Genomic DNA, 22379 nt, shown 5'->3' with positions numbered 1-22379 from the left:
TCGCCTTGCGACCGGCCCTTACCGCTGTCGTCACGCCAGCCGCGCCAGCGTGCCCTTCAGCAGCTCGACCACCGAGGTGTCCGCCACGTCCGCCACCTCGTCGTAGGCGAACCAGCGCAGGTCCAGCGACTCGTCGCTGATCGCCGCCTCCGCGCCGACCGGCGCCAGCGCCGCGTACTGCACGTCCAGGTGCCAGTGGCACGGCGCCGGGATCGGATGCCGGTCCAGGCGCACGGGACCGCCGGGCAGCAGGGTGAGCCCCGGGATCCCGGACTCCTCCGTCGCCTCGCGGAGCGCCGCCTCCTCCACCGTCGCGTCACCCTGCTCGCAGTGACCGCCCATCTGCAGCCACATGTTCAGCTTCTTGTGCAGCGTGAGCAGCACCCGGCCCCGCGAGGGGTCGATCACCAGCGCGCTGGACGTCAGGTGCCCCGCTTCGCACGGCTTGTACATGCCGTCGGGGTGCTCGGCGAGATGCGCCAGGTAGACATCGCGCAGCTCCGGCTGGCCCTCGTACCCCTTCAGGACGAGGACCGCGTCGTCGTACAGGCTCACTTCTCGGTGTCCCCCTCGTCGTCGGCACGGCCTTCCGCGGCCTCGCCGAGCATCTTGTCCAGCTCGGAGAAGTCGAGGGTCTCGCGGTGCACGAAGCCGTCCGGGTCGTCCAGGTCCGTCGCCGTCGGCAGCATGTCCGGGTGCTCCCACAGGGCGTCCCGGCCGTCGGCCCCGCGCGCGTCCGTCAGCGAGGCCCACAGACGCGCCGCGTCCCGCAGGCGCCGCGGGCGCAGTTCGAGACCGATCAGGGTCGCGAAGGTCTGCTCGGCGGGGCCGCCGGACGCACGGCGCCGGCGCAGCGTCTCGCGGAGCGCGTCCGCCGAGGTCAGACGCGACTTCGCGGCCTCGTGGACCACCGCGTCCACCCAGCCCTCGACCAGCGCGAGCGCCGTCTCCAGACGGGCCAGGGCGGCCTTCTGCTCCGGGGTGTCCTCCGGCTGGAACATGCCCTGCTGGAGCGCCTCCTGCAGCTGCTCCGGGTGCGTCGGGTCGAGCTGGCCGACGGCCTCCTCCAGCTTCGAGGTGTCGACCTTGATCCCGCGCGCGTACCCCTCGACCGCGCCGAAGAGGTGCGCCCGCAGCCACGGCACGTGCGCGAAGAGCCGCTGGTGGGCGGCCTCGCGCAGGGCCAGGTAGAGCCGCACCTCGTCCGAGGGCACGCCCAGGTCCTTGCCGAAGGCCTCGACGTTCAGCGGGAGCAGCGCCGCGCGCCCGGCCGGGCCGAGCGGCAGGCCCACGTCGGTCGAGCCGACGACCTCGCCCGCGAGCGCGCCGACGGCCTGCCCGATCTGCTGGCCGAACATGGCGCCGCCCATGGAGCGCATCATGCCGATCAGCGGGCCGGCCATGGCCTGCATCTCCTCCGGCAGGACGTCGCCCATCGCCGCGCCGACCCGCTCCGCGACCGGGTCCACGAGCTGCTGCCACGCCGGCAGGGTCGCCTCGACCCACTCGGCGCGGCTCCACGCCACCGCCGTGTGCGCCCCGGAGGGCAGCGAGGTGACCTGGTCGAGCCAGAGGTCGGCGAGGCGCACGGCCTCCTCGACGGCGGACTTCTCCGCCGGTCCGACGCTGGCGTCCTTGGTGCCGTCGGGGGTGCCCTGGGCCACCACCTGGCGCGCGATCTGCTTGGCCATGTCCCAGTTCACGGGACCGCCCTCGTAGCTCAGCATCTGGCCGAGCTGCTGGAAGGCCGCGCCCAGGTCGTTGGGGTTCAGCGAGCCGAACATCGCCGCGAACGGGTTGTCCGCGCCGCCGCCCGCACCGCCCATGCCCGGGAGCCCGCCGAAGCCGAAGGGGTTCGCCCCGAAGGGGTTGCCGCCCTGGCCAGAGGAGCCCTGGCCACCGCCTGCGGGGTCCTTCTTCTTGCCCTCGTCGCCGCTCTCCGGCTCCTCCGGCGGAAGGCCGAATCCGAATGGGGTGTCACTCACAGGTTTCCTCGGCTCGTAGGGCCGCCGGCCTTCTGCCGACGGCGACTGCCCGACCAGGCCTGTCAGACAGACCCGCACACCACCAGCGTAGACATCCGGGCCGGAAATGGGCTCGGTGCTCCGCCGAGGCGTGCCCTGCGGCAGGATGGACGCCACCTGGTCCGTACGCGTCATGCGGCGTACGTACTGAAGACAACCGCTGGAGACGCCCGGTGAGTTCCCCAGATCCTCAGGTTCGCGGAGCGCGAAACCCCTCAACCCGGTCCGCCGCGCGCGGACCCGTCGTCGCGGTCACCGGCGCCGCGTCCGGCGTCGGTGACCTGCTGACCAGGCGCCTGGCCGCCTCCGACGAGATCAGACAGGTCGTCGCCATCGACGAGCGCCGCGGCGAGGTCGCCGAGGCGACCTGGCACATCCTCGACGTGCGGGATCCGGCCATCGCCGAGAAGCTGCGCGGCGCGGACGTCGTCGTCCACCTCGCCGTCGACCTCGACCTGGAGACCGACCCCGCCGCCCGCACCGCCTACAACGTGCGCGGCACGCAGACCGTCCTGACCGCCGCCGCGGCCGCCGGCGTCCACCGCGTGGTGCTCTGCACCTCGGCGATGGTCTACGGCGCCCTGCCCGACAACGACATCCCGCTCTCCGAGGACGCCGAGCTCCGGGCGACGGCCGAGGCCACCGGTGTCGGCGACATGCTGGAGATCGAGCGGCTCGGCCGCCGCGCCCCCCGCGCGCACCCCGGCCTGAACGTCACGGTCGTCCGGCCCGCCGTCCTCGTCGGCGGTACGGACACGGCGCTGACCCGCTACTTCGAGTCGCCGCGCCTGCTCGTCGTCGCCGGATCCCGCCCGACGTGGCAGTTCTGCCACGTCGACGACCTGGTGAGCGCCCTGGAGTACGCGGCCCTGGAGAAGGTCGACGGCGAGTTCGCCGTCGGCTGCGAGGGCTGGCTCGAGCAGGAGGAGGTGGAGGAGCTCTCGGGGATCCGGCGCATGGAGCTGCCCTCCGCCGTCGCCCTCGGCGCCGCGGCCCGGCTGCACCGGATCGGGCTCACGCCCTCCCCGGCGGGCGACCTCGCGTACACGATGCACCCCTGGGTGGTGAGCGTCGGGCGGCTGCACGACGCCGGCTGGCGGCCGAAGTGGACGAACGAGGAGGTCCTCACCGCGCTCCTGGAGGAGGCCTCGGGCCGCCACACGGTCGCGGGCCGCCGCCTGGGCCGCAAGGACGCGACGGCGGCGGGTGCGGCCGGCGCGACGGTGGCCCTGCTCGGCACGGCGGCGCTGGTCCGGCAGATGAGGAAGCGGCGCGGCCTGTGAGCGGGCGCTTCTTGTAGGACCCTCCTACGGAGGGTCCCGTCCACAGGTCGAAAGCTCTTCTACCGGATCGTCGGTGCCGTACGGCACCATGGGCACATGGCGCACAAGCACGACCACCCCGGTGAGCAGGCGGCGGACGACCCGATCAAGCTGCTCGCGATCCGTGACACCCCGCTCTCGGTCGACGAGGTCTTCCGGGCCGTCGGTGACGACGCCTCCGGTGGGACGACCCTGTTCGTCGGCACCGTGCGGAACCACGACGGCGGCGCGGACGTCGACGCGCTGGGGTACTCCTGCCACCCCACGGCCGGGGACGAGCTGCGGCGCGTCGCGGAGAAGGTCGTCGCGAACTACCCGGTCCGCGCCCTCGCCGCCGTGCACCGGGTCGGCGACCTGCGCGTCGGCGACATCGCGGTCGTCGTCGCCGTCTCCTGTCCCCACCGCGGCGAGGCCTTCGAGGCCTGCCGCAAGCTGATCGACGACCTCAAGCACGAGGTCCCGATCTGGAAGCACCAGACCTTCTCGGACGGTACGGAGGAGTGGGTGGGCGCCTGCTGAGGCGGCCCCCGGGCGATTCCGGAAGGGCAAGGCGACGCGCCGACAGCGCGTAGCCGAACGCCCGATTTGCGTAACCGCCCCCCAGGCGCGAGCGTTGATGCCACAGATGAATAATCTGCTGATCAACTCTCTGGGGATGGGAGGTCGGGATGGCAGCGCTGGCCTGGTTGCTGATTCCGCTTTTCGCAGTCGTCGGCGCGGCGATATGGGGAAGCTGGGCATCGAGGAACAGGACGACAGGCGACGGCGCGGAGCTCGCCGGATACGCCCGGTTCCGGGACGCCATGGAGCGGTCCCACACCCCCGCGGCCGACCGGTCCCCCCTCGCGGAGCGCGAGACGGCCGCGACCGTGACCCCCGTCCCGACGGTCCCCTCCGGCTGACACCCCGGCCGCATCCGGTCCGATCCGGCCACCGGCCGCCCCGTACGGACCGCCCCAGGGGTGCACCCACAGACGAGTCCCGTACTGTCGTTCCATGCCACGCCGCACCGCGACGATGCTCGCCTCCACCCTGGTGTTGATCTGCCTGCTGATCGCGGGCGTCCTGATCCCGGTGCCGTACGCGGAGATGAGCCCCGGACCGACGGTCAACACGCTCGGAGAGGCCAGGGGAGAGCCCGTCCTCAAGATCTCCGGACACCAGACCTACCCGACCGACGGTCACCTCAACATGACGACGGTCCGCGTCACCAGCGCGGACTACAAGATGAACGCCGTCGAGGCCGTCTACGGCTGGCTCGCCCACGACAACGTCGTGGTGCCGCACGACACCCTCTACCCGGACGGGAAGACCGAGGAGGAGTCGAGCCAGGAGAACGCCGAGGAGTTCAGCCAGTCCCAGGAGAGCGCCAAGGTGGCGGCCCTCGGGGAGCTGGGCATCCCGGTCACCAGCCGCGTCGTCGTCGCGACCGTGGTGAAGGGCTCCCCGGCCGAGGGCAAGCTGCACGCCGGTGACGTCATCAAGTCCGTCGACGGCGCCGCCGTCACCGAGCCGGGCGACGTCGCCGAGCAGGTCACCAAGCGCAAGCCCGGCCAGGACGTCGTCTTCACGATCGTCCCCGCCAAGGAGGCCGCCGAGGCCGAGAAGGCCGGCAAGGAGCCGACCGCCGGCAAGAAGGTCGTCATCACGACCACGACGTCGCAGGACGGCGACCGGGCGATCGTCGGCATCCAGGCCGGGACCGACCACGTCTTCCCGTTCACCATCGACATCAACCTGGCCGACGTCGGCGGCCCCAGCGCCGGTCTGATGTTCGCCCTCGGCATCGTCGACAAGCTCACCCCGGAGAGCCTCACCGGCGGCAGGTTCATCGCCGGCACCGGCACCATCGACGACAAGGGCAGGGTCGGGCCGATCGGCGGCATCGAGATGAAGCTCGTCGGCGCGCGCGACGCGGGCGCCGCGTACTTCCTCACCCCGGCCGACAACTGCGCCGCCGCGGCCTCCGACACGCCCGGCGGACTCACACTGATCAAGGTCGACACCATCGACGACGCCACGAAGTCGCTGGAGAAGCTCCGCAAGGGCGACACGGCGAACCTGCCGAGCTGCTCGAAGGGCTGACCGCCGCGGCGGAGGACGAGAAGAACCGCGACACGCGCGAGGGGCGCCCGTTCGGCCGAACGGGCGCCCCTCGCGCGCGTGCTGCGGAGGTACGGCTCAGGAGAAGGTCGCCGCCAGCGCCTCCGCGAGCCCCGGCACCAGGTCGGGGCCGGTCAGGACCTCGGTCGTCGAGTCCTTCTCGCGCAGCCGGATCGCCGCCTCGCGCGCGCCGCTCCGCAGCACCGCCACGGTCATCCGGACCTCCTGGCGGTCCGGGTGGGCGGCCACCCACTTGGCGAGCTGCTTGTCGTTCAGCCCCTGCGGGACCTGGGCCTCCGCCGACGGAGGCAGCATCAGCCGCTCCACGGTGAGGGCGCAGCCGGCCACGCCCTTCGGCCAGGCGATCGTGCCGAGGAAGTCGTCGAGGGGCTTGCCGCGGGGCAGCTTGTCCTGCTCGATCGGGGTGTAGGCGGTGGTGGTGGCGTCGTCGGCCAGGCCGAGCTGGGAGGCGAGCCGGGGCTCCTGCGCGCGCAGCTTCGCGGTGTCGACCAGGGCGAAGAGGCGGGCGGGCTGGTCCCAGCCGAGACCCGACGCGTACTCGTCGATCTCGAGCACCGCGCGGGTGAGGGGGCTCGCGGCCATGGCCGGGCCTGAGGGGGAAACGTTGGACATGACCAATATCCTGCCTCGTCTTCCACGGAACACGGGAACTAGGTAAAGCCTCAGTAAGTTGCATCAGTGGGCTCTACGATCGCGGGGCCTGCATTCAGACGCATCAGACGCATCGACAGACGCATCAACATCGAGGGGCGCACGTTGGCTTTCCAGATGCCGGACCGCGGCGGGAGCCCGTCCGGGCCGAGGGTGAGAGTCGGCCGGCCGTCCCGGCGGGCCCGCACCCTGCTCATGACACTCGGGGTGCTGGCCGTCCTGGCCATGGCGTTCGTGATGTTCGCCGGGTTCTGGACGGACTGGCTCTGGTACCGCTCCGTCAAGTACTCGTCCGTGTTCACGACCACCCTGTGGACCAAGATCGGACTCTTCGCCGTCTTCGGTCTCCTCATGGGGCTCGCCGTCGGCTTCAACATCTGGCTGGCGTACCGGCTGCGGCCGCCGCTCAGCGCGATGTCGGCCGAGCAGCAGAGCCTCGACCGTTACCGCATGGGCGTCGCCCCCTTCAAGAAGTGGGTGCTCCTCGCGGTCACGGTGCTGGTGGCGCTCATCGCCGGCGCCTCCGCGTCGGGTCAGTGGCGCACCTGGCTCATGTGGGTCAACGGGGTGAAGTTCGGCCAGAAGGACCCGCAGTTCGACCTCGACGTGGCGTTCTACGCCTTCGACCTGCCCTGGTACCGCTTCCTCCTCGCCTTCGGCTTCGCCGCCGCCGTCCTGTCGCTGATCGCCGCCGCGCTCACGCACTACCTGTACGGCGGACTGCGGATCTCCAGCCCCGGCGCCCGTGCGACCGCCGCCGCCACCGGCCACCTCTCGGTGCTCCTCGGCGTCTTCGTGTCGCTCAAGGCCGTGGCGTACTGGCTCGACCGGTACGGCCTGGCGGTGAAGTCGAGCGACTTCAAGGCCACCGGCAACTGGACGGGCCTGCGCTACGTCGACGCCAACGCGTACCTGCCGGCGAAGACCATCCTGTTCTGCATCGCCGTGATCTGCGCCGTGCTGTTCTTCGCGACGCTCTGGCGCCGCACCTGGCAGCTTCCGGTGATCGGCTTCGGCCTGATGGTCCTGTCCGCGATCCTGATCGGCGGCCTGTACCCGGCGATCGTGCAGAAGTTCCAGGTCCAGCCGAACGAGCAGGCCAAGGAAGCGCCGTACATCCAGAAGAACATCGACGCGACCCGCAAGGCGTACGCGATCGACGGGACGAAGCCCGAGAACTACTCGGGCAAGTCGACGGTGAAGTCCAAGGACCAGCTCCGCACGGACGCCGACACGGCGGCCAGCTACCGCGTCCTCGACCCGAACATCGTCTCGCCGACGTTCCAGCAGCTGGAGCAGAAGCGGAAGTACTACCAGTTCCCGACCACCCTGGACGTCGACCGCTACCAGGGCAAGGACACGGTCGTCGGTCTCCGCGAGCTCAACATCAAGGGCATCCCGAAGCGGAACTGGATCAACGACCACTTCACCTACACCCACGGCTACGGCGCGATCATGGCCGCGGGCACGCAGACGGACGCCAACGGCTCGCCGGTCTTCACCGAGTCCGGCCTCCCGACCACCGGTGACGTCGGCACGTACCAGCAGCGGATCTACTACGGCGAGAAGACCGACCAGTACTCGATCGTGGGCGGCCCGCAGAAGGAGCTGGACTACGAGGAGAACGGCGAGAAGACCACCAGCTACAAGGAGAAGAGCGGCGTCAGCCTCTCCGGCGCGTTCAACCGCGCCGCCTACGCGGTGGCCTTCAGCGAGCCGCAGATCCTCTACTCGGGGGCCATCGGCGAGGGTTCGCGGATCCTCTACAACCGCACCCCCAAGGAGCGCGTCGAGGCCGTCGCCCCCTGGCTGACCATCGACGGCGACGCCTACCCGGCGGTCGTCGACGGCAGGATCCAGTGGATCGTCGACGCCTACACGACGACGAACGGCTACCCGTACGCCTCGCGCACCACGCTCGGCGACACGACGGCCGACTCCCTGACGGTCGGCAACCAGCAGCGCGCGGTCGTCGCCCAGCAGAACCAGGTCAACTACATCCGCAACTCGGTGAAGGCCACCGTCGACGCCTACGACGGCACGGTGAACCTCTACCAGTGGGACACCCAGGACCCGGTCCTGAAGACCTGGATGAAGGCCTTCCCCGACACGGTCAAGGCGAAGTCCGAGATCAAGGGCGACCTGATGGCGCACCTGCGGTACCCGCAGGACATGTTCAAGGTCCAGCGCGAGCTGCTGACCCGCTACCACGTCACCGACCCGGCGCAGTTCTACAGCGGCTCGGACGCCTGGCAGGTGCCGGACGACCCGACCAACAAGGACGGCAACGCGGTCCCGCCGTACTACCTGAGCATGAAGATGCCCGGGGACTCGGCGCAGCGCTTCTCGCTGACGACGACGTTCACGCCGAACGGGCGGCCCAACCTGGGCGCCTTCATGGCGGTCGACGCCGACGCCACCAGCAAGGAGTACGGCCGGCTGAAGCTGCTGAAGGTCACCGAGGAGGTGCCCGGCCCCGCCCAGGTGCAGAGCAAGCTCAACAGCCTCCCGGACGTCGCCCAGTTCGTCCGGGACATGAGGGGCGCCGACTCCGACATCCAGTACGGCAACCTGCTCACGGTGCCCCTCGACGGCGGCTTCCTGTACGTGGAGCCGGTGTACGCCCAGGGTCGCAACGCGCTCTACCCGCTCCTGAAGAAGGTCGCCGTGTCCTACGTGGACGCGGACCAGCCGGACGGTGACACGACCAAGGACACGACCGTGTTCGAGGACAACCTCACCGAGGCGCTGAACGCGGTCTTCGGGGTGGAGGGGCCGACGGAGCCCACGACCCCGCCGAAGGACGGCACCACGCCTCCGCCGGCCACGTCGAACGACGCCGCCCTGAAGTCGGCCATCGCCGACGCGCAGAAGGCGTACGACGCGGGCGAGGCCGCGCTCCAGAAGGGCGACTGGACGGCCTACGGCAAGGCGCAGGAGGACCTGCAGGACGCCCTCCAGCGCGCGGCGGACGCCGGGGCGAAGCTCAAGACGACGGGGGCAAGCGGCTGACCTGAGGTTTTCCACCCCCGCGTCGTGATACGGTGGTTTCACCGACGCGGGGTGGAGCAGCTCGGTAGCTCGCTGGGCTCATAACCCAGAGGTCGCAGGTTCAAATCCTGTCCCCGCTACTCAGAACGAGGGCCCGGATCCTTAAGGATCCGGGCCCTCGTCGTGTGTCGACGTGACGGAGGGCGCGAAGAGCGGTACGGAGGGGGCGAGTTGGCGTGAGCCGTGTTTGACTTGTCTCTCTGTGGGCATGTCGACAAAACGCTGAGGGACCTCACTGGCTGCGGTATACCAGGTGTGCTCGGGTTGCGGGTGGTGCGACGATGGTATTTATGGGGGACAGGGCAACTCTGTTGGAGACAGGGCGGTTTGTGCAGCGGCACGCGAGAAGCGCCGCGGACGAGATCATCGAGACGGTGGCGGCCGTCGACGCTGCCGTCCACACCGCCGCCAAAGCCGCGAGCAGGACCGCGGTCGACGACGCCACCGACACCGACACCGAGACCGAGACGGAAACCGAGAGCGAGGCGCGGCACCGGCGCGCCGCCGAGCGGGGTGACGTCGCCGCGATGAGCGCGCTCGGCGCGCTGCTGCTGCGCCGCGGCGACCTCGACGGCGCCGAGCCCTACCTGCGCGGCGCCACGGCCGAGGGGGACCGGGCCGCCGCCAACAACCTGGGCGTCCTGCTGCACCAGCGCGGATACGCCGACGAGGCCGCCGGCTGGTGGCGGGTCGCCGCCGTCGCGGGCTCCGCGCCCGCCGCCCACGCGCTCGGCCGCCACCACCGCGAGCGCGGTGACGAGCCGGCCGCCGAGTACTGGCTGCGCCAGGCCGCCGAGCAGGGCCACGCCCTCGGCGCGTACGCCCTCGCCGACCTCCTGGAGCACCGCAGCGACGTCGGCGCCGAGCGGTGGCTGCGCGCCGCCGCCGAGCAGGGCCACCGCGAGGCCGCGTACCGGCTCGCCCTCGCCCTGGAGCGCCGCGCGACCGAACCGGGCCGCGGACCGCACGACGCGGGCCGCGCCGAGGGCGGCCGTCCCGACACCGGCCGCCTCGCCGCAGGTGCCGGCGGCGTCGTCGGCGTGCCCGCGGGCACGCCCGTCGGCGCGGTCCCGCCGGCTGGCGCCGGACCCGGGGGAGCGGCGGAGGCCCAGCCGCCGAAGGGCGGGCTCGCCGAGGCCGAGCAGTGGTTCCGCCAGGCCGCCGCCCGCGGGCACCAGCGCGCCGCGCTCCACCTCGGCGCCATCCTGGAGAAGCGCGGCGAGCTGAAGGAGGCCGGCCGCTGGTACCTGAGCTCCGCCAAGGAGGGCGAGGCCAAGGCCGCGTGCGCCCTCGGCTTCCTGCTGCGCGACGCCGGTGACCAGGAGAGCGCCGCCGTGTGGTGGCTGCGCGCCGCCCAGGACGGTGACGGCAACGCCGCCAACGCCCTCGGCGCGCTCCACGCCGCCCGCGGCGAGCAGCAGACCGCCGAGCGCTGGTACCGCGCCGCCATGGACGCGGGCGACGTGAACGGGGCGTACAACCTCGGGCTGCTCTGCGCCGCCCAGGACCGGATCCCGCAGGCCGAGCAGTGGTACCGCCGTGCCGCCTACGCGGGCCACCGCGAGGCCGCCAACGCGCTCGCCGTCCTGCTCCTCCAGGCGGGCGACGCGAACGGCGCCGAGCCGTGGTTCTCCAAGGCCGCCGAGGCCGGCAGCGTCGACGCCGCCTTCAACCTGGGCATCCTCCACGCGGGCCGCGACGACGACCGCAAGGCCCTCGTCTGGTACGAGCGGGCCGCCGCCGCGGGCCACACCGAGGCCGCCCTCCAGGTCGGCATCGCCGCCCTCCGCGACGGCGACGAGCGGACGGCCGAGCGCCACCTGCGGTGCGCGGCCGGCGGCGGCAGCGCCGAGGCGGCCTTCCGGCTCGCCACCGTCCTCGACGCCCGGCGCCCCGAGCCCGGCCCCGCCGTGCTCGGCGCGCCGCGGGAGGAGAAGACCGAGTGCGAGGAGTGGTACGAGCGGGCCGCCCAGCAGGGTCACCGCCGCGCCCAGGTCCGGGTCGGCATGCTCGCCGCCGGGCGCGGCGACCTGGCCGAGGCCGACCGCTGGTACCGGGAGGCGGCCGAGGCCGGCAGCCGCAACGGCGCGTTCAACCTCGGTCTGCTCCTCGCCCGCGAGGGCAGCGAGCGCGAGGCCGCCCTCTGGTGGACCCGTGCCGCCCGGGCCGGTCACGGCCGGGCCGCGCTCCGGCTCGCGCTGCTCGCGGCGCGCCGGGGCGAGCTCACCGAGGGGCGCCACTGGTGCGCCCGCGCGGTGGAGCTGGGCCCGGCGGAGGTGGCCGAGCGCGCGGCCCGGCTGAGCGAGGCGCTGCACGAGGAGCTCACCGCGTGACGGCAGGCGCTCCCGCGTAACCGATTTGCTCTGCCTCGAACGGTCCCGTAAGGTTGGTTTCACCGACGCGGGGTGGAGCAGCTCGGTAGCTCGCTGGGCTCATAACCCAGAGGTCGCAGGTTCAAATCCTGTCCCCGCTACTCAGTAGCAACGAAGGCCCGGATCGTGAAAACGATCCGGGCCTTCGTCGTGTGTGCGGAACCCGAAAGGCCCCTGCCGAAGCAGGGGCCGCGGAAGGGCTCAGGCGCTCGTCGCGCAGTTCGGGCAGAGGCCCCTGTACGTGACCTCGACGTTGGAGATCGTGAAGCCGAAGCGCTCGGCGTCCGGCAGGTCCGCCAGTGGGTCGCCCGACGGGTGCACGTCGCGGATCGCTCCGCAGCTGCCGCAGACCAGGTGCTGGTGCGGGCGGTGGGCGTTGGGGTCGTACCGCTTGGCGCGGCCGTCCGTGGCGACCTCGATGACCTCGCCGAGCGTCACCATCTCGCCGAGGGTGTTGTACACGGTCGCGCGGGAGATCTCCGGGAGCCTCGTCACGGCGCGCGCGTGGACCTCGTCGGCGGTCAGGTGCACATGGTCGCCGTCGAGGACCTCGGCGACGACACGCCGCTGCGCGGTCATCCGCCAGCCGCGTCCGCGCAGTCGTTCCAACAGGTCACTCATGGGGGCCAGCCTAACAGTCAAGGGACCGAGGTCCCGAACGGGTGTGACTTTGGAAGTTCACTTGACTTAGACATTGTCCATTGTAGGATCGGACTCGGCACTGACACGACAGGACACAGGAGGCGCACGTGACGCAGGGACCGCTCACCACGGAGGCCGGCGCGCCGGTGGCCGACAACCAGAACAGCGAGACGGCCGGCGTCGGCGGCCCGGTCCTGATCCAGGACCAGCTCCTCCTCGAGAAGCTCGCCCACTTCAACCGCGAGCGCATCCCGGAGCGCGTGGTCCACGCGCGCGGTGCGGGCGCCTACGGCACCTTCACGCTCACCCGTGACGTCTCGCGGTGGACGCGCGCCGCGTTCCTCTCCGAGGTCGGCAAGGAGACCGAGACCTTCCTGCGGTTCTCCACCGTCGCCGGCAACCTCGGCGCCGCCGACGCCGTCCGCGACCCGCGCGGCTGGGCGCTGAAGTTCTACACCGAGGAGGGCAACTACGACCTCGTCGGCAACAACACCCCGGTGTTCTTCATCAAGGACGCCATCAAGTTCCCCGACTTCATCCACACCCAGAAGCGCGACCCGTACACGGGCTCGCAGGAGGCGGACAACGTCTGGGACTTCTGGGGCCTCTCCCCGGAGTCGACCCACCAGGTCACCTGGCTCTTCGGCGACCGCGGCATCCCCGCCTCGTACCGCCACATGAACGGCTACGGCTCGCACACGTTCCAGTGGAACAACGAGGCCGGCGAGGTCTTCTGGGTCAAGTACCACTTCAAGACCGACCAGGGCATCAAGAACCTCACCCAGGACGAGGCCAACCGCCTCGCCGGCGAGGACCCCGACTCGCACCAGCGCGACCTGCGCGAGGCCATCGAGCGTGGCGACTTCCCGACCTGGACCGTGCAGGTCCAGATCATGCCCGCGGCCGACGCGGCGACCTACCGCTTCAACCCGTTCGACCTCACCAAGGTGTGGCCGCACGAGGACTACCCGCCGATCGAGATCGGCAAGCTGGAGCTCAACCGCAACCCGGAGAACATCTTCGCCGAGGTCGAGCAGTCGATCTTCTCCCCGGCGCACTTCGTGCCCGGCATCGGCCCGTCCCCGGACAAGATGCTCCAGGGCCGCCTGTTCGCGTACGGCGACGCCCACCGCTACCGCGTCGGCATCAACGCCGACCACCTGCCGGTGAACCGCCCGCACGCCACCGAGGCGCGCACCCACTCCCGCGACGGCCACCTCTACGACGGCCGCCACAAGGGCGCGAAGAACTACGAGCCGAACAGCTTCGGCGGCCCGCACCAGACCGACCGGCCGCTCTGGGCCGGCTCGGCCGTCACTGGCGTCACCGGTGACCACGCCGCCCCCTCGCACGCCGAGGACGACGACTTCGTGCAGGCGGGCAACCTCTACCGCCTGATGTCGGAGGACGAGAAGGGCCGGCTGGTCGCGAACCTGTCGGGCTTCATCGCCAAGGTCTCGCGCGAGGACATCGCCGAGCGGGCGATCGACAACTTCCGCAAGGCGGACGGCGACTTCGGCAAGCGGCTGGAGGCCGCGGTCCAGGCCCTGCGTGGCTGAGGGCGCTTGCCGTGGGTAGGGACCGGGCCGGACTCCGCGAGGGGTCCGGCCCGGACTCGTTCAGCGGCCCGCCACGCTGTGTGCCGGGATCCAGCAGCGGATGATGTCCCGCACGGAGACCATGCCCACCGGGCCCTGGCCGTCGAGGACCACGAGGTGACGGAAGCCGCCGTGCGTCATCGCCTCGGCCGCCTCCGCCAGGGTCCAGCCCGGCGCGGCGAAGACGACCTCGTGGGTGGTGTGGGAGCCGGCGGTCTCGACGTCGGGGTCCTGGTCGCGGGCGAGGGAGTTGAGGATGTCGCGCTCGGTGATGATCCCGAGCCCGCCGGCGTCGGTGTCGAGGACGACGGCCGCGCCGACGCGCCGCGTCGACATCAGGCGGGCGGCCTGGCGGAGGGTGTGGGCGGGGCCGATGGTGAGGATCACGGTGCTCATGGCGTCACGGACGAGCATGGGCGGAGCCACCTCCTTGGTGAATCCTTCAAGAAGAACGGATTCACAAGTTCACAAGTGGGGGGACTCTCAGAGTGGCACCGGGGGAGGGACCCGACAAGGGGGCGCGCGAGGCGCCCCCGGGGAGTGCGGGGAGCGCTCAGGCTTCCGCGCTCTCCTGGTTCAGGTAGCTCAGGAGCTCGCCGTGGAGCAGGCCGTTGGACGCCGCCGCGTTCCCGCTGTGCGGGCCGTGCCGCCCGTCGAGACCCGTGTACGTACCGCCGGCCTCCTGCACCACGATCGCCACCGCGGCCATGTCCCACAGCGACAGCTCCGGCTCGGCGCAGATGTCCACGGAGCCCTCGGCGACCATCATGTACGGCCAGAAGTCGCCGTACGCCCGGGTCCGCCAGCACGCGCGCGTGAGGTCGAGGAAGCCGTCGAGCCGCCCCTGCTCCTCCCAGCCGCTCAGCGAGGAGTACGAGAAGGAGGCGTCCGCCAGGGACGCGACCTGGGAGACGCCGATCCGGCGCGCCGAGGCGAGGCTGCGGCCCGTGTACGCCCCCAGGCCCTTCGCCGCCCACCAGCGGCGGCCGAGCGCCGGGGCCGAGACCACGCCCACGACCGGCTGGAAGCCGTTCTCGCCGGCCTCCATCAGCGCGATGAGGGTCGCCCAGACCGGCACCCCGCGCACGTAGTTCTTGGTGCCGTCGATCGGGTCGATCACCCAGCGGCGCGGGCCGGTGCCCTCGACGCCGTACTCCTCGCCCAGGATCGCGTCCCGCGGCCGCGCGCGCTGGAGGTGACCGCGGATCAGCTCCTCGGCGGCCTTGTCGGCCTCGCTCACCGGGGTCATGTCCGGCTTGGTCTCGACCTTGAGGTCGAGCGCCTGGAATCGGTCCATGGTGGCCGCGTCGGCGGCATCCGCGAGGACGTGGGCGAGACGCAGATCATCGTGGTAATCGGCCATGGTCGGCACTCTATCCCCGAGCCGTGAACGCGCGGAGAACCGTCCACGACGGCCCGCGCGGACGACGCGCGGGGCCTTGACAGGGTGCGGAGCCCTGCCGAGGCTGGGCGGGGAACCGTTCCTCCCGGAGGTGACGATGGCGCGTGCCCGCGAGGCCCTGCTCGACGCCGCGCTCGCCGCGCTCGCGCACCACCCCTGGTCCGCCGTCCGCATGGCCGACCTCGCCGCCGACGCGCGCGTCTCGCGCCAGACGCTCTACAACGAGTTCGGCAGCAAGGAAGGACTCGCCCGCGCCCTCGTCCGCCGCGAGGCCGACGCCTACCTCCAGGGCGTACGGCGGCTGCTCGCCGCCCCGGCACCGCCCGAGCGGAACCTCGTCGCCGTCGCCGAGTGGACCGTGACCCGCGCCGCGACCCGCCCGGTCCTGCGGGCCCTGCTCACCGGTGCCTGGAACGAACGGCTCCCCGCGCCACGCCCGGCGCGGCCGGGGGCCCGGCCCGCCCCCGTACCCGCCCAGCGGCGCGCCGACGCGGGGCCGCCCGCGCCGGGCGAACTCGTGGCGGAGACGGCGGCCTGCGCGGGGGAGCGGTGGGAGGCCGGCTGTGAGCTCGCCGTGCGGATCGCCCTCAGCCACGTCGTGGCCCCGGTGTCACCGCTGACCCCTCGACGGCCGGATCAGTGCGCCGAGCCGGAGAGCTGGAGTCCGATGACCCCCACGATCACCAGGCTGATGGAGACGATCTTGAGCGTGGAGACCACGTCGCCGAGGAAGACCATCCCGTAGATCGCCGTCCCGGCCGCTCCGATCCCCGTCCACACCGCGTACGCCGGACCGACGTCCAGCTTCCGCAGCGCGAGGGTGAGCAGGCCGAAGCTGCCGAGCGCGAAGGCGGCGAAGGCGATCGTCGGCCAGAGCCGGGTGAACCCGTGCGAGAGCTTGAGGCAGACCGCGAAGCCGGTCTCCAGGATTCCCGCCACGACCACCAGCAGCCACGCCATCGTCCGTGCCTCCCACGCCCTCGGTGACTGCTATGTCCCACTTGGTGCGATTATGCACTTACCGAGAGTGGGGGAGGGCGCACCGGAGGCGATCAGTCGCCCTCGCGTCGCTCGCGCGTCGCGAGCAGCCGCCGCAGCGAGTAGAGCCGCGCCGGGTCGGCGTGCCCCTCCGCCACGTACGCGTCGAGCGCGCAGTCCGGCTCGTCGTGGCTGCACGCGCGCGGGCAGTTCTCCGTCCCCGGCTCCAGATCGGGGAAGGCGTGGATGACCCGGGACGGATCCACGTGGTTCAGGCCGAAGGAGCGCACGCCGGGCGTGTCGATGACCCAGCCGTCGGCCGCGTCGAGCGGCAGCGCGAGCGCCGAGGTCGTGGTGTGCCGGCCGCGGCCCGTCACCGCGTTCACGTGGCCGGTGATCCGCCGCTTGTCCTCCGGCACCAGCGCGTTGACCAGCGTCGTCTTGCCGACGCCCGAGTGACCGACGAAAGCGGTGACCCGGCCGTCCAGGTACTGCCGCACCCGGTCGGCCGCCCCGCCGTCGTACAGCTCCTCGCGGTTCACGACCACGTGCGGCATGTCCAGGTCCCCGTACAGCTCCAGGAGCTTTTCCGGCGGGGCCAGGTCCGACTTCGTCATCACGAGGAAGGGCTCGAGCCCGCCGTCGTACGCCGCCACGAGGCAGCGGTCGATCAGCCGGGGACGCGGCTCCGGGTCGGCGAGCGCCGTGACGATCGCCAGCTGGTCCGCGTTGGCGACGACCACCCGCTCGTACGGGTCGTCGTCGTCGGCCGTGCGACGGAGCACCGAGCTGCGCTCGCCGATCCGCACGATCCGGGCCAGCGTGTCCTTCTCGCCGGACAGGTCGCCGACGATCGAGACGCGGTCGCCGACCACGGCGGCCTTGCGGCCCAGCTCGCGCGCCTTCATCGCGTGGACGACCCGGTCCTCGACCAGACAGGTCAGCCGGCCCCGGTCGACGGTGAGGACCAGGCCCTCGACGGCGTCCTCGTGCTTGGGACGGATGGTCGTACGGGGACGGGTGCCCTTGCGGTTGGGCCGCTGGCGGATGTCGTCCTCGTCGGTGTGCTTGCCGTAACGCCGCATGTCAGACCCCGAGCATTTCGGTCCACATCGTCGGGAAGTCCGGCAAGGTCTTCGCCGTCGTCGCCACGTCCTCGATCTCCACGCCCTCGACCGCGAGCCCGATGATCGCGCCCGCCGTCGCCATGCGGTGGTCGTGGTACGTGTGGAAGACCCCGCCGTGCAGCGGGCGCGGGCGGATGTGGAGACCGTCCTCGGTCTCCGTCACGTCCCCGCCCAGTTCGTTGATCTCCTTGGTGAGGGCCGCCAGACGGTCCGTCTCGTGGAGCCGCAGGTGCGCGACCCCGCGCAGCGTCGAGGGGGAGTCGGCGAGCGCGGCGACCGCCGCGATGCCCGGGGTCAGCTCGCCGACCTCGCCGAGGTCCACGTCGATGCCGTGGATCCGGCCCGTGCCGGTGAAGGTCAGACCGGCCTCGGTCAGCTCGCAGGAACCGCCCATCTCGGTGAAGATCCGGCGCAGCTCGTCGCCCGGCTGGGTGGTCCGCGCCGGCCAGTCCGGGATCGTCACCCGGCCGCCGGTCACCAGCGCCGCCGCGAGGAAGGGCTGCGCGTTCGACAGGTCCGGCTCGACGACCAGGTCACGGCCGCGCAGCGCCGAGGGCGCCACCCGCCAGACGTTCGGCTCGCCGCCGTGCTCCGGCTCGTCGACCTGGGCGCCGACCGAGCGCAGCATCTCGACCGTCATCCGGATGTGCGGCAGCGAGGGCAGCGTCGCGCCCACGTGCCGCACCTCGACGCCCTGGTTGAAGCGGGGCGCGGAGAGCAGCAGGGCGCTGACGAACTGGGAGGACGAGGAGGCGTCGATCTCGACCGTGCCGCCGTCGAGACCGCCGGCGCCGTGCACCGTCAGCGGCAGCGCGCCCCGGCCGTCGTCCTCGATCCGGGCGCCGAGCGCGCGCAGCGCGTCGATCACCCCGTGCAGCGGGCGCTCGTGGGAGCGGGGGTCGCCGTCGAAGCGCACCGGGCCGTCGGCGAGCGCGGCGACCGGGGGCAGGAAGCGCATGACCGTACCCGCGTTGCCGACGTCGACGGCGGCCGGGCCGCGCAGCGGGGCGGGGATGATCCGCCAGGCCTCGCCGGTGCCCTCGGGGCCGCCCGGGCCGGAGGAGCTGGACGACACGGTCTCCTCGATCCGCACGCCGAGGGTGCGCAGCGCCTCGGCCATCAGGAGCGTGTCGCGGGAGCGCAGCGGGCGGCGCAGCCAGCCGGGCTCGGCGGCGAGCGCCGCGAGGACCAGACCGCGGTTGGTGACCGACTTCGACCCGGGAACGGTGACGGTCGCGTCGACGGCACCCCGGGCGTACGGGGCGGGCCAGAGGTCGGCGGAGGTGTCGGAACGCGACGGGTCGGAGGGCGCGGAAGCTGCTGCGGTCATGGACTCACTGTACGGGTGAGTCAGAAGCCCAGGAGCCAGCGCCCGCCGCCGATCAGGGCCGAGACCGAGACCGCGTGGAAGAAGAAGAGCCACACCCCCGGGTGCACGTGGGTGAGCCGCGCGAGCTGGTCCGCGTCCGAGTCGGGCGCGCCGCCGTGGCGCCGCTTCGCCTGGAGCTCGAAGGCCGGCCGCACGCCGCCGAGGAGCAGGAACCAGACCACGGCGTACGCGAAGAGCGACTGCACCTCGGGGCCGGTGAGCCAGGAGACGAGGAGGAAGGTCGCGCCGGTGAGGAGGACGGTGAGGACGCCGTACGCGTTCCTCACCATCACCAGCATCGCGAGGAGCAGCGCGGTCGCGAGCCACAGCAGCAGGGTGACCAGGCCGGCGCCGAGCAGGGCGGCGCCGCCGAGGCCCAGGAGCGGGGCGGCGGTGTATCCGGCGGCGAGGGTGAGGACGACGCCCATTCCGGTGGGGCGGCCCCGGGTGATCGTCACGCCGCTGGTGTCCGAGTGGAGCCGGATCGCCTCGAGGCGGCGGCGCATGGCGAGGGCGACGAGCGCGTGGCCGCCCTCGTGGGCGATGGTGATCGCGTTGCGGGCGACGAGCCAGACCCGGCGCGGCACGGTGACGGCGAGCGCGGCGACCCCGGTGGCGATCACCAGCCATTCGGCCGGGGCGGGCTGCGCGCCGAAGAGATCGAGCGCGAGGTCCGTGGTCGCGAGGTCCATCGTTTCGGTCCGCTCCTCGGGAGGTCGGGGAACCCGCGCCTCCGGAGGCCGGGATCGTGGCAGTGTGGCACGTATGTGCGGACGGTATGCAGCGAGTCGGCGGCCGGAGGATCTGGTCGGCACCTTCGGGATCGAGAAGTGGGAGCCGGAGGAGACCCTGGCCCCCGACTGGAACGTGGCCCCGACCAAGGAGGTCTGGGCCGTTCTCGAGCGCCCTCTGAAAGACGCCGAATCCCGGCGGCCGGTTCGCCAGCTCCGCGCGCTGAGATGGGGACTCGTCCCGTCCTGGGCCAAGACGCCCGAGGGCGCCGCCCGGATGATCAACGCGCGCGCGGAGACCGTCCACGAGAAGCCCTCCTTCAAGCGCGCGTTCGCGTCCCGCCGCTGCATCCTCCCCGCCGACGGCTACTACGAGTGGGTGACGGGCGCGGGGGAGCGGGACCTGGAGGTCGAGGGCAGGAAGAAGAGGGCCCGCAAGCAGCCGTACTTCGTCACCCCGGCCGACGGCTCGGTCTTCGCGATGGCCGGGCTCTACGAGTTCTGGCGCGACCGCACCCTCCCCGACGCACACCCCGAGGCCTGGTGGGTGACCTGCTCCGTCGTCACCACCGAGGCCGAGACGGGCCCGCTCGGCGTGGCCCCGGCCGAGGGCCCGCGGTCACTCGCCGACATCCACCCCCGGATGCCGCTGATGCTGACGGAGGACCGCTGGGACGCCTGGCTGGACCCGGCGCGCACCGACCCCGAGGAGCTGCGCGGGCTGCTCGCGCCGCCGCCGGAGGGTCTGATGCGGGCGTACCCGGTCTCGACGGCGGTCAGCAACGTCCGCAACAACGGCCCGGAGCTGCTCACGGAGCTCTCCGGCCCGGAGGAGGGCACGCTGTTCTGAGGTCCGTGCTCTGAGATCCGTGTTCGGAGGTCCGTGTTCCGAGGTCCGTGTTCGGAGGTTCGCGTTCCGAGGTTCGCGGGCGCGCGCGGGGGATGATGAGGGCGTGACCGACCAGACGACGCAGTACGAGACGGTTCCGACCGACGCCGGAGAGGCGCGCGTCACCTGGCACGCCGGTACGGACCCGTGGGCGGTCCTCGCCCTCGGCCACGGCGCCGGCGGCGGCATCGAGGCCCGTGACCTCCGGGCCCTCGCCGCCGCGCTGCCCGCCCACGGTGTGACCGTCGCCCTCGTCGAGCAGCCCTGGCGGGTCGCGGGCAAGAAGGTCGCGCCCGCGCCGAAGACCCTCGACACCGGCTGGCGCGGCCTCTGGCCGGCCCTCGCCGCGCCCGGCCTGCCCGTGGTCGCGGGCGGCCGCAGCGCCGGCGCCCGCGTGGCCTGCCGCACCGGCTCCGAGCTCGGCGCCCGCGCCGTCCTCGCGCTGAGCTTCCCGCTCCACCCGCCGGGCAGGCCCGAGCGGTCCCGGGACGGGGAGCTCCTCGCCACCGGCCTGCCCACGCTCGTCGTCCAGGGCGGCAACGACCCCTTCGGGCGGCCCGAGGAGTTCCCCGAGGGTTCCTACGAGCTCGTCGAGGTCCCGTACGGGGACCACGGCTTCGCGGTCCCGAAGCGGGCGCCGCTGACGCAGGACGAGGCGCTCGCGGGGCTGGTGGACGGCGTGGTGAAGTGGATCACCACCCTGAGGTGAACCCCCGCCTCCGCGCGCGGCCCCCTCATGTCCCCCCTGTCCTCCCCCTGGGGCGTCTCCGGGCTTCCCCTGACCTGTCCCCGGTCCGGGCTCACGGCTCATCATTTCTCTGCCGCCCCGGGAATGTCCGGCGCGTGACCTCTGTTGTGCGGAGAGTCGGTGTGAGACCAAGGAGAGGGAGTCCGTCGCATGGGTTCGACCATCTGCCCGGAGCGTGCGCAGGCCGCTGACCTCGACTGGACAGTGCTGCCCGCGCCCAAGGCCGCCTCGATTCGGGCGGCGGGCGGAGCGGTTCCTCGTCTATCCTCCGAAACGAGCGGGTCCGCCCTCGGGCTCGCCGCCGCGCTGGAGGAGGTGGGTCCGGTCACTGGGACCGACACTGGGACCGACGACGGCCCCGAGGAGACGACCGCGGAGCGCAACGCGCGCTTCGAGCGGGACGCCCTCGGCTACCTCGACCAGATGTACTCCGCCGCGCTGCGCATGACGCGCAACCCCGCGGACGCCGAGGACCTGGTGCAGGAGACCTACGCGAAGGCGTACGGCTCCTTCCACCAGTTCCGTGAGGGCACCAACCTCAAGGCGTGGCTCTACCGCATCCTCACGAACACCTTCATCAACTCGTACCGCAAGAAGCAGCGCGAGCCCCAGCGCAGCGCCGCCGAGGAGATCGAGGACTGGCAGCTCGCCCGCGCCGAGTCGCACATGTCGACCGGTCTGCGCTCCGCCGAGTCGCAGGCGCTCGACCACCTGCCCGACTCGGACGTGAAGGAAGCCCTCCAGGCGATCCCCGAGGAGTTCCGCATCGCCGTCTATCTGGCCGATGTCGAGGGCTTTGCCTACAAGGAGATCGCGGACATCATGGGGACACCCATCGGTACGGTGATGTCCCGACTGCACCGGGGCCGCCGCCAGCTGCGCGGCATGCTCGAGGACTACGCCCGTGACCGCGGGCTGGTTCCCGCGGGCGCCGGAGAGTCGTCGAACGATCTGAAAGGCTCGGGCTCATGAGCTGCGGAGAGCCGCACGAGACGGATTGCTCTGAGGTCCTGGATCACCTCTACGAGTTCCTCGACAGAGAGATGCCCGACAGCGACTGCACCAAGTTCGAGGTGCACTTCGAGGAGTGCTCCCCGTGCCTGGAGAAGTACGGCCTGGAGCAGGCGGTGAAGAAGCTCGTCAAGCGCTGCTGCGGCAGCGACGACGTCCCCACCGACCTGCGCTCCAAGGTGATGAGACGGATCGACCTGATCCGTGCGGGGTACGCGGTGCCCGAGCAGGACGTTTCCGCGGCGGCCCCGCAGGCCGCTCCGGCCCCGCAGGCCGCTCCGGCACCGCAGGAGTAGGCGCGGGAGCAGGTGAGGGCTTCCGCCCCACGCATACATCAGCT

22 protein-coding genes and 2 tRNA genes are annotated in these 22379 nt (G+C 72.1%); 14 read left to right on the top strand and 10 right to left on the bottom strand.

The genetic code is table 11. The annotated features are described in order from the left end of the window. Positions 1 to 30: 30 nt before the first annotated feature. Both AB0G79_RS22775 and AB0G79_RS22770 read right to left on the bottom strand, forming a co-directional pair. Positions 31 to 555, bottom strand: a complete 525-nt coding sequence (locus AB0G79_RS22775; RefSeq protein WP_360809201.1) for an NUDIX hydrolase — start codon at positions 553 to 555, stop codon at positions 31 to 33. Beyond that, positions 552 to 1985, bottom strand: coding sequence for a zinc-dependent metalloprotease (locus tag AB0G79_RS22770; RefSeq protein WP_360809199.1), 1434 nt, complete (start codon positions 1983 to 1985; stop codon positions 552 to 554). The genes AB0G79_RS22775 and AB0G79_RS22770 overlap by 4 nt, the downstream gene beginning before the upstream one ends. 212 nt (positions 1986 to 2197) lie before the next feature. Between AB0G79_RS22770 and AB0G79_RS22765 the strand changes: the two genes are divergently transcribed. The 4 genes from AB0G79_RS22765 to AB0G79_RS22750 all read left to right on the top strand — a co-directional run bounded on the left by AB0G79_RS22765 (position 2198) and on the right by AB0G79_RS22750 (position 5431). After that, a complete protein-coding gene (locus tag AB0G79_RS22765; RefSeq protein WP_360809197.1) occupies positions 2198 to 3307 on the top strand; it encodes an SDR family oxidoreductase in 1110 nt (369 codons plus the stop codon). A 96-nt stretch (positions 3308 to 3403) separates the two neighbouring features. Further along, positions 3404 to 3865, top strand: a complete 462-nt coding sequence (locus AB0G79_RS22760; protein ID WP_360809195.1) for a molybdenum cofactor biosynthesis protein MoaE — start codon at positions 3404 to 3406, stop codon at positions 3863 to 3865. 149 nt (positions 3866 to 4014) lie between these two features. Next, the gene (locus AB0G79_RS22755) at positions 4015 to 4248 is read left to right on the top strand and encodes a hypothetical protein (protein ID WP_360809291.1); all 234 of its coding nucleotides are present in this window, start codon (positions 4015 to 4017) and stop codon (positions 4246 to 4248) included. Between the two features lie 94 nt (positions 4249 to 4342). Further along, positions 4343 to 5431 carry a PDZ domain-containing protein gene (locus AB0G79_RS22750; RefSeq protein WP_360809193.1) on the top strand — a complete coding sequence of 363 codons (1089 nt, stop codon included), beginning with the start codon at positions 4343 to 4345 and terminating at the stop codon, positions 5429 to 5431. A 96-nt stretch (positions 5432 to 5527) separates the two neighbouring features. Here the strand turns inward: AB0G79_RS22750 and AB0G79_RS22745 are convergent, their stop codons facing one another. Beyond that, positions 5528 to 6082: a PPA1309 family protein gene (locus AB0G79_RS22745; RefSeq protein WP_360809191.1), complete on the bottom strand. Its 555-nt coding sequence runs from the start codon at positions 6080 to 6082 to the stop codon at positions 5528 to 5530. 156 nt (positions 6083 to 6238) lie between these two features. Here AB0G79_RS22745 and AB0G79_RS22740 point away from each other — a divergent pair, with 156 nt between their 5' ends. The 4 genes from AB0G79_RS22740 (at position 6239) to AB0G79_RS22725 (ending at position 11645) form a co-directional block, all read left to right on the top strand. Next, positions 6239 to 9133: a UPF0182 family protein gene (locus AB0G79_RS22740; protein WP_360809284.1), complete on the top strand. Its 2895-nt coding sequence runs from the start codon at positions 6239 to 6241 to the stop codon at positions 9131 to 9133. A 45-nt stretch (positions 9134 to 9178) separates the two neighbouring features. Beyond that, positions 9179 to 9252 (top strand) — tRNA-Met (locus tag AB0G79_RS22735). Positions 9253 to 9453: 201 nt separating this feature from the next. Next, the gene (locus tag AB0G79_RS22730) at positions 9454 to 11505 is read left to right on the top strand and encodes a sel1 repeat family protein (RefSeq protein WP_360809189.1); all 2052 of its coding nucleotides are present in this window, start codon (positions 9454 to 9456) and stop codon (positions 11503 to 11505) included. A gap of 66 nt (positions 11506 to 11571) precedes the next feature. Then, positions 11572 to 11645 (top strand) — tRNA-Met (locus AB0G79_RS22725). 100 nt (positions 11646 to 11745) lie between these two features. On the opposite strand, the gene AB0G79_RS22720 is transcribed toward AB0G79_RS22725, so the two are convergent. Continuing rightward, positions 11746 to 12165 carry a Fur family transcriptional regulator gene (locus tag AB0G79_RS22720; protein ID WP_360809187.1) on the bottom strand — a complete coding sequence of 140 codons (420 nt, stop codon included), beginning with the start codon at positions 12163 to 12165 and terminating at the stop codon, positions 11746 to 11748. 128 nt (positions 12166 to 12293) lie between these two features. Between AB0G79_RS22720 and AB0G79_RS22715 the strand changes: the two genes are divergently transcribed. Further along, on the top strand, positions 12294 to 13745 hold the full coding sequence (locus AB0G79_RS22715; RefSeq protein ID WP_360809185.1) for a catalase: 1452 nt from the start codon (positions 12294 to 12296) through the stop codon (positions 13743 to 13745). A gap of 60 nt (positions 13746 to 13805) precedes the next feature. Here the strand turns inward: AB0G79_RS22715 and AB0G79_RS22710 are convergent, their stop codons facing one another. Together AB0G79_RS22710 and hisN are read right to left on the bottom strand one after the other, a co-directional pair. Then, the gene (locus tag AB0G79_RS22710) at positions 13806 to 14198 is read right to left on the bottom strand and encodes a CBS domain-containing protein (RefSeq protein ID WP_360809183.1); all 393 of its coding nucleotides are present in this window, start codon (positions 14196 to 14198) and stop codon (positions 13806 to 13808) included. A 139-nt stretch (positions 14199 to 14337) separates the two neighbouring features. After that, a complete protein-coding gene (gene hisN, locus AB0G79_RS22705; protein WP_360809181.1) occupies positions 14338 to 15147 on the bottom strand; it encodes a histidinol-phosphatase in 810 nt (269 codons plus the stop codon). Between the two features lie 136 nt (positions 15148 to 15283). Here hisN and AB0G79_RS22700 point away from each other — a divergent pair, with 136 nt between their 5' ends. Further along, positions 15284 to 15931, top strand: coding sequence for a TetR/AcrR family transcriptional regulator (locus tag AB0G79_RS22700; protein ID WP_360809283.1), 648 nt, complete (start codon positions 15284 to 15286; stop codon positions 15929 to 15931). Here AB0G79_RS22700 and AB0G79_RS22695 read toward each other — a convergent pair. The 4 genes from AB0G79_RS22695 to AB0G79_RS22680 all read right to left on the bottom strand — a co-directional run bounded on the left by AB0G79_RS22695 (position 15823) and on the right by AB0G79_RS22680 (position 19352). Beyond that, complete coding sequence (locus AB0G79_RS22695) at positions 15823 to 16146, bottom strand: multidrug efflux SMR transporter (RefSeq protein ID WP_360809179.1); 324 nt, start codon at positions 16144 to 16146, stop codon at positions 15823 to 15825. The two genes, AB0G79_RS22700 and AB0G79_RS22695, sit on opposite strands and share 109 nt — an antisense overlap. A gap of 92 nt (positions 16147 to 16238) precedes the next feature. Beyond that, positions 16239 to 17249 (bottom strand): ribosome small subunit-dependent GTPase A, encoded by a 1011-nt coding sequence (rsgA, locus tag AB0G79_RS22690; protein WP_360809177.1) that lies wholly within the window; start codon positions 17247 to 17249, stop codon positions 16239 to 16241. Position 17250: 1 nt separating this feature from the next. Then, positions 17251 to 18621 carry a 3-phosphoshikimate 1-carboxyvinyltransferase gene (gene aroA / locus AB0G79_RS22685; protein ID WP_360809175.1) on the bottom strand — a complete coding sequence of 457 codons (1371 nt, stop codon included), beginning with the start codon at positions 18619 to 18621 and terminating at the stop codon, positions 17251 to 17253. Between the two features lie 20 nt (positions 18622 to 18641). Next, the gene (locus tag AB0G79_RS22680) at positions 18642 to 19352 is read right to left on the bottom strand and encodes a M50 family metallopeptidase (protein WP_360809173.1); all 711 of its coding nucleotides are present in this window, start codon (positions 19350 to 19352) and stop codon (positions 18642 to 18644) included. A gap of 73 nt (positions 19353 to 19425) precedes the next feature. On the opposite strand from AB0G79_RS22680, the gene AB0G79_RS22675 reads away from it, so the two are divergent. The 4 genes from AB0G79_RS22675 (at position 19426) to rsrA (ending at position 22335) form a co-directional block, all read left to right on the top strand. After that, positions 19426 to 20241, top strand: a complete 816-nt coding sequence (locus tag AB0G79_RS22675) for an SOS response-associated peptidase (RefSeq protein ID WP_360809171.1) — start codon at positions 19426 to 19428, stop codon at positions 20239 to 20241. Positions 20242 to 20344: 103 nt separating this feature from the next. Beyond that, positions 20345 to 20989 (top strand): alpha/beta family hydrolase, encoded by a 645-nt coding sequence (locus tag AB0G79_RS22670; RefSeq protein WP_360809169.1) that lies wholly within the window; start codon positions 20345 to 20347, stop codon positions 20987 to 20989. 354 nt (positions 20990 to 21343) lie between these two features. Continuing rightward, positions 21344 to 22000 (top strand): sigma-70 family RNA polymerase sigma factor, encoded by a 657-nt coding sequence (locus tag AB0G79_RS22665; protein ID WP_352186978.1) that lies wholly within the window; start codon positions 21344 to 21346, stop codon positions 21998 to 22000. Next, complete coding sequence (rsrA, locus tag AB0G79_RS22660) at positions 21997 to 22335, top strand: mycothiol system anti-sigma-R factor (protein ID WP_360809167.1); 339 nt, start codon at positions 21997 to 21999, stop codon at positions 22333 to 22335. Before AB0G79_RS22665 ends, rsrA begins: the two co-directional genes overlap by 4 nt. Positions 22336 to 22379 lie beyond the last annotated feature (44 nt).

It is taken from the genome of Streptomyces sp. NPDC020807, from assembly GCF_040641575.1.
In the GTDB taxonomy this organism is placed as follows: domain Bacteria; phylum Actinomycetota; class Actinomycetes; order Streptomycetales; family Streptomycetaceae; genus Streptomyces.
Note: the sequence above shows the minus strand (reverse complement) of the source record. Positions and strands in the feature narration are given on the sequence as shown.

Coding starts and splice junctions, on each gene's coding strand:
- AB0G79_RS22760 (WP_360809195.1), top strand. CDS start 3,404: ATGGCGCACAAGCACGACCACCCCGGTGAGCAGGCGGCGGACGACCCG.
- AB0G79_RS22755 (WP_360809291.1), top strand. CDS start 4,015: ATGGCAGCGCTGGCCTGGTTGCTGATTCCGCTTTTCGCAGTCGTCGGC.
- AB0G79_RS22750 (WP_360809193.1), top strand. CDS start 4,343: ATGCCACGCCGCACCGCGACGATGCTCGCCTCCACCCTGGTGTTGATC.
- AB0G79_RS22745 (WP_360809191.1), bottom strand. CDS start 6,082: ATGTCCAACGTTTCCCCCTCAGGCCCGGCCATGGCCGCGAGCCCCCTC.
- AB0G79_RS22740 (WP_360809284.1), top strand. CDS start 6,239: ATGCCGGACCGCGGCGGGAGCCCGTCCGGGCCGAGGGTGAGAGTCGGC.
- AB0G79_RS22730 (WP_360809189.1), top strand. CDS start 9,454: ATGGTATTTATGGGGGACAGGGCAACTCTGTTGGAGACAGGGCGGTTT.
- AB0G79_RS22720 (WP_360809187.1), bottom strand. CDS start 12,165: ATGAGTGACCTGTTGGAACGACTGCGCGGACGCGGCTGGCGGATGACC.
- AB0G79_RS22710 (WP_360809183.1), bottom strand. CDS start 14,198: ATGCTCGTCCGTGACGCCATGAGCACCGTGATCCTCACCATCGGCCCC.
- hisN (WP_360809181.1), bottom strand. CDS start 15,147: ATGGCCGATTACCACGATGATCTGCGTCTCGCCCACGTCCTCGCGGAT.
- AB0G79_RS22700 (WP_360809283.1), top strand. CDS start 15,284: ATGGCGCGTGCCCGCGAGGCCCTGCTCGACGCCGCGCTCGCCGCGCTC.
- AB0G79_RS22695 (WP_360809179.1), bottom strand. CDS start 16,146: ATGGCGTGGCTGCTGGTGGTCGTGGCGGGAATCCTGGAGACCGGCTTC.
- rsgA (WP_360809177.1), bottom strand. CDS start 17,249: ATGCGGCGTTACGGCAAGCACACCGACGAGGACGACATCCGCCAGCGG.
- aroA (WP_360809175.1), bottom strand. CDS start 18,621: ATGACCGCAGCAGCTTCCGCGCCCTCCGACCCGTCGCGTTCCGACACC.
- AB0G79_RS22680 (WP_360809173.1), bottom strand. CDS start 19,352: ATGGACCTCGCGACCACGGACCTCGCGCTCGATCTCTTCGGCGCGCAG.
- AB0G79_RS22675 (WP_360809171.1), top strand. CDS start 19,426: ATGTGCGGACGGTATGCAGCGAGTCGGCGGCCGGAGGATCTGGTCGGC.
- rsrA (WP_360809167.1), top strand. CDS start 21,997: ATGAGCTGCGGAGAGCCGCACGAGACGGATTGCTCTGAGGTCCTGGAT.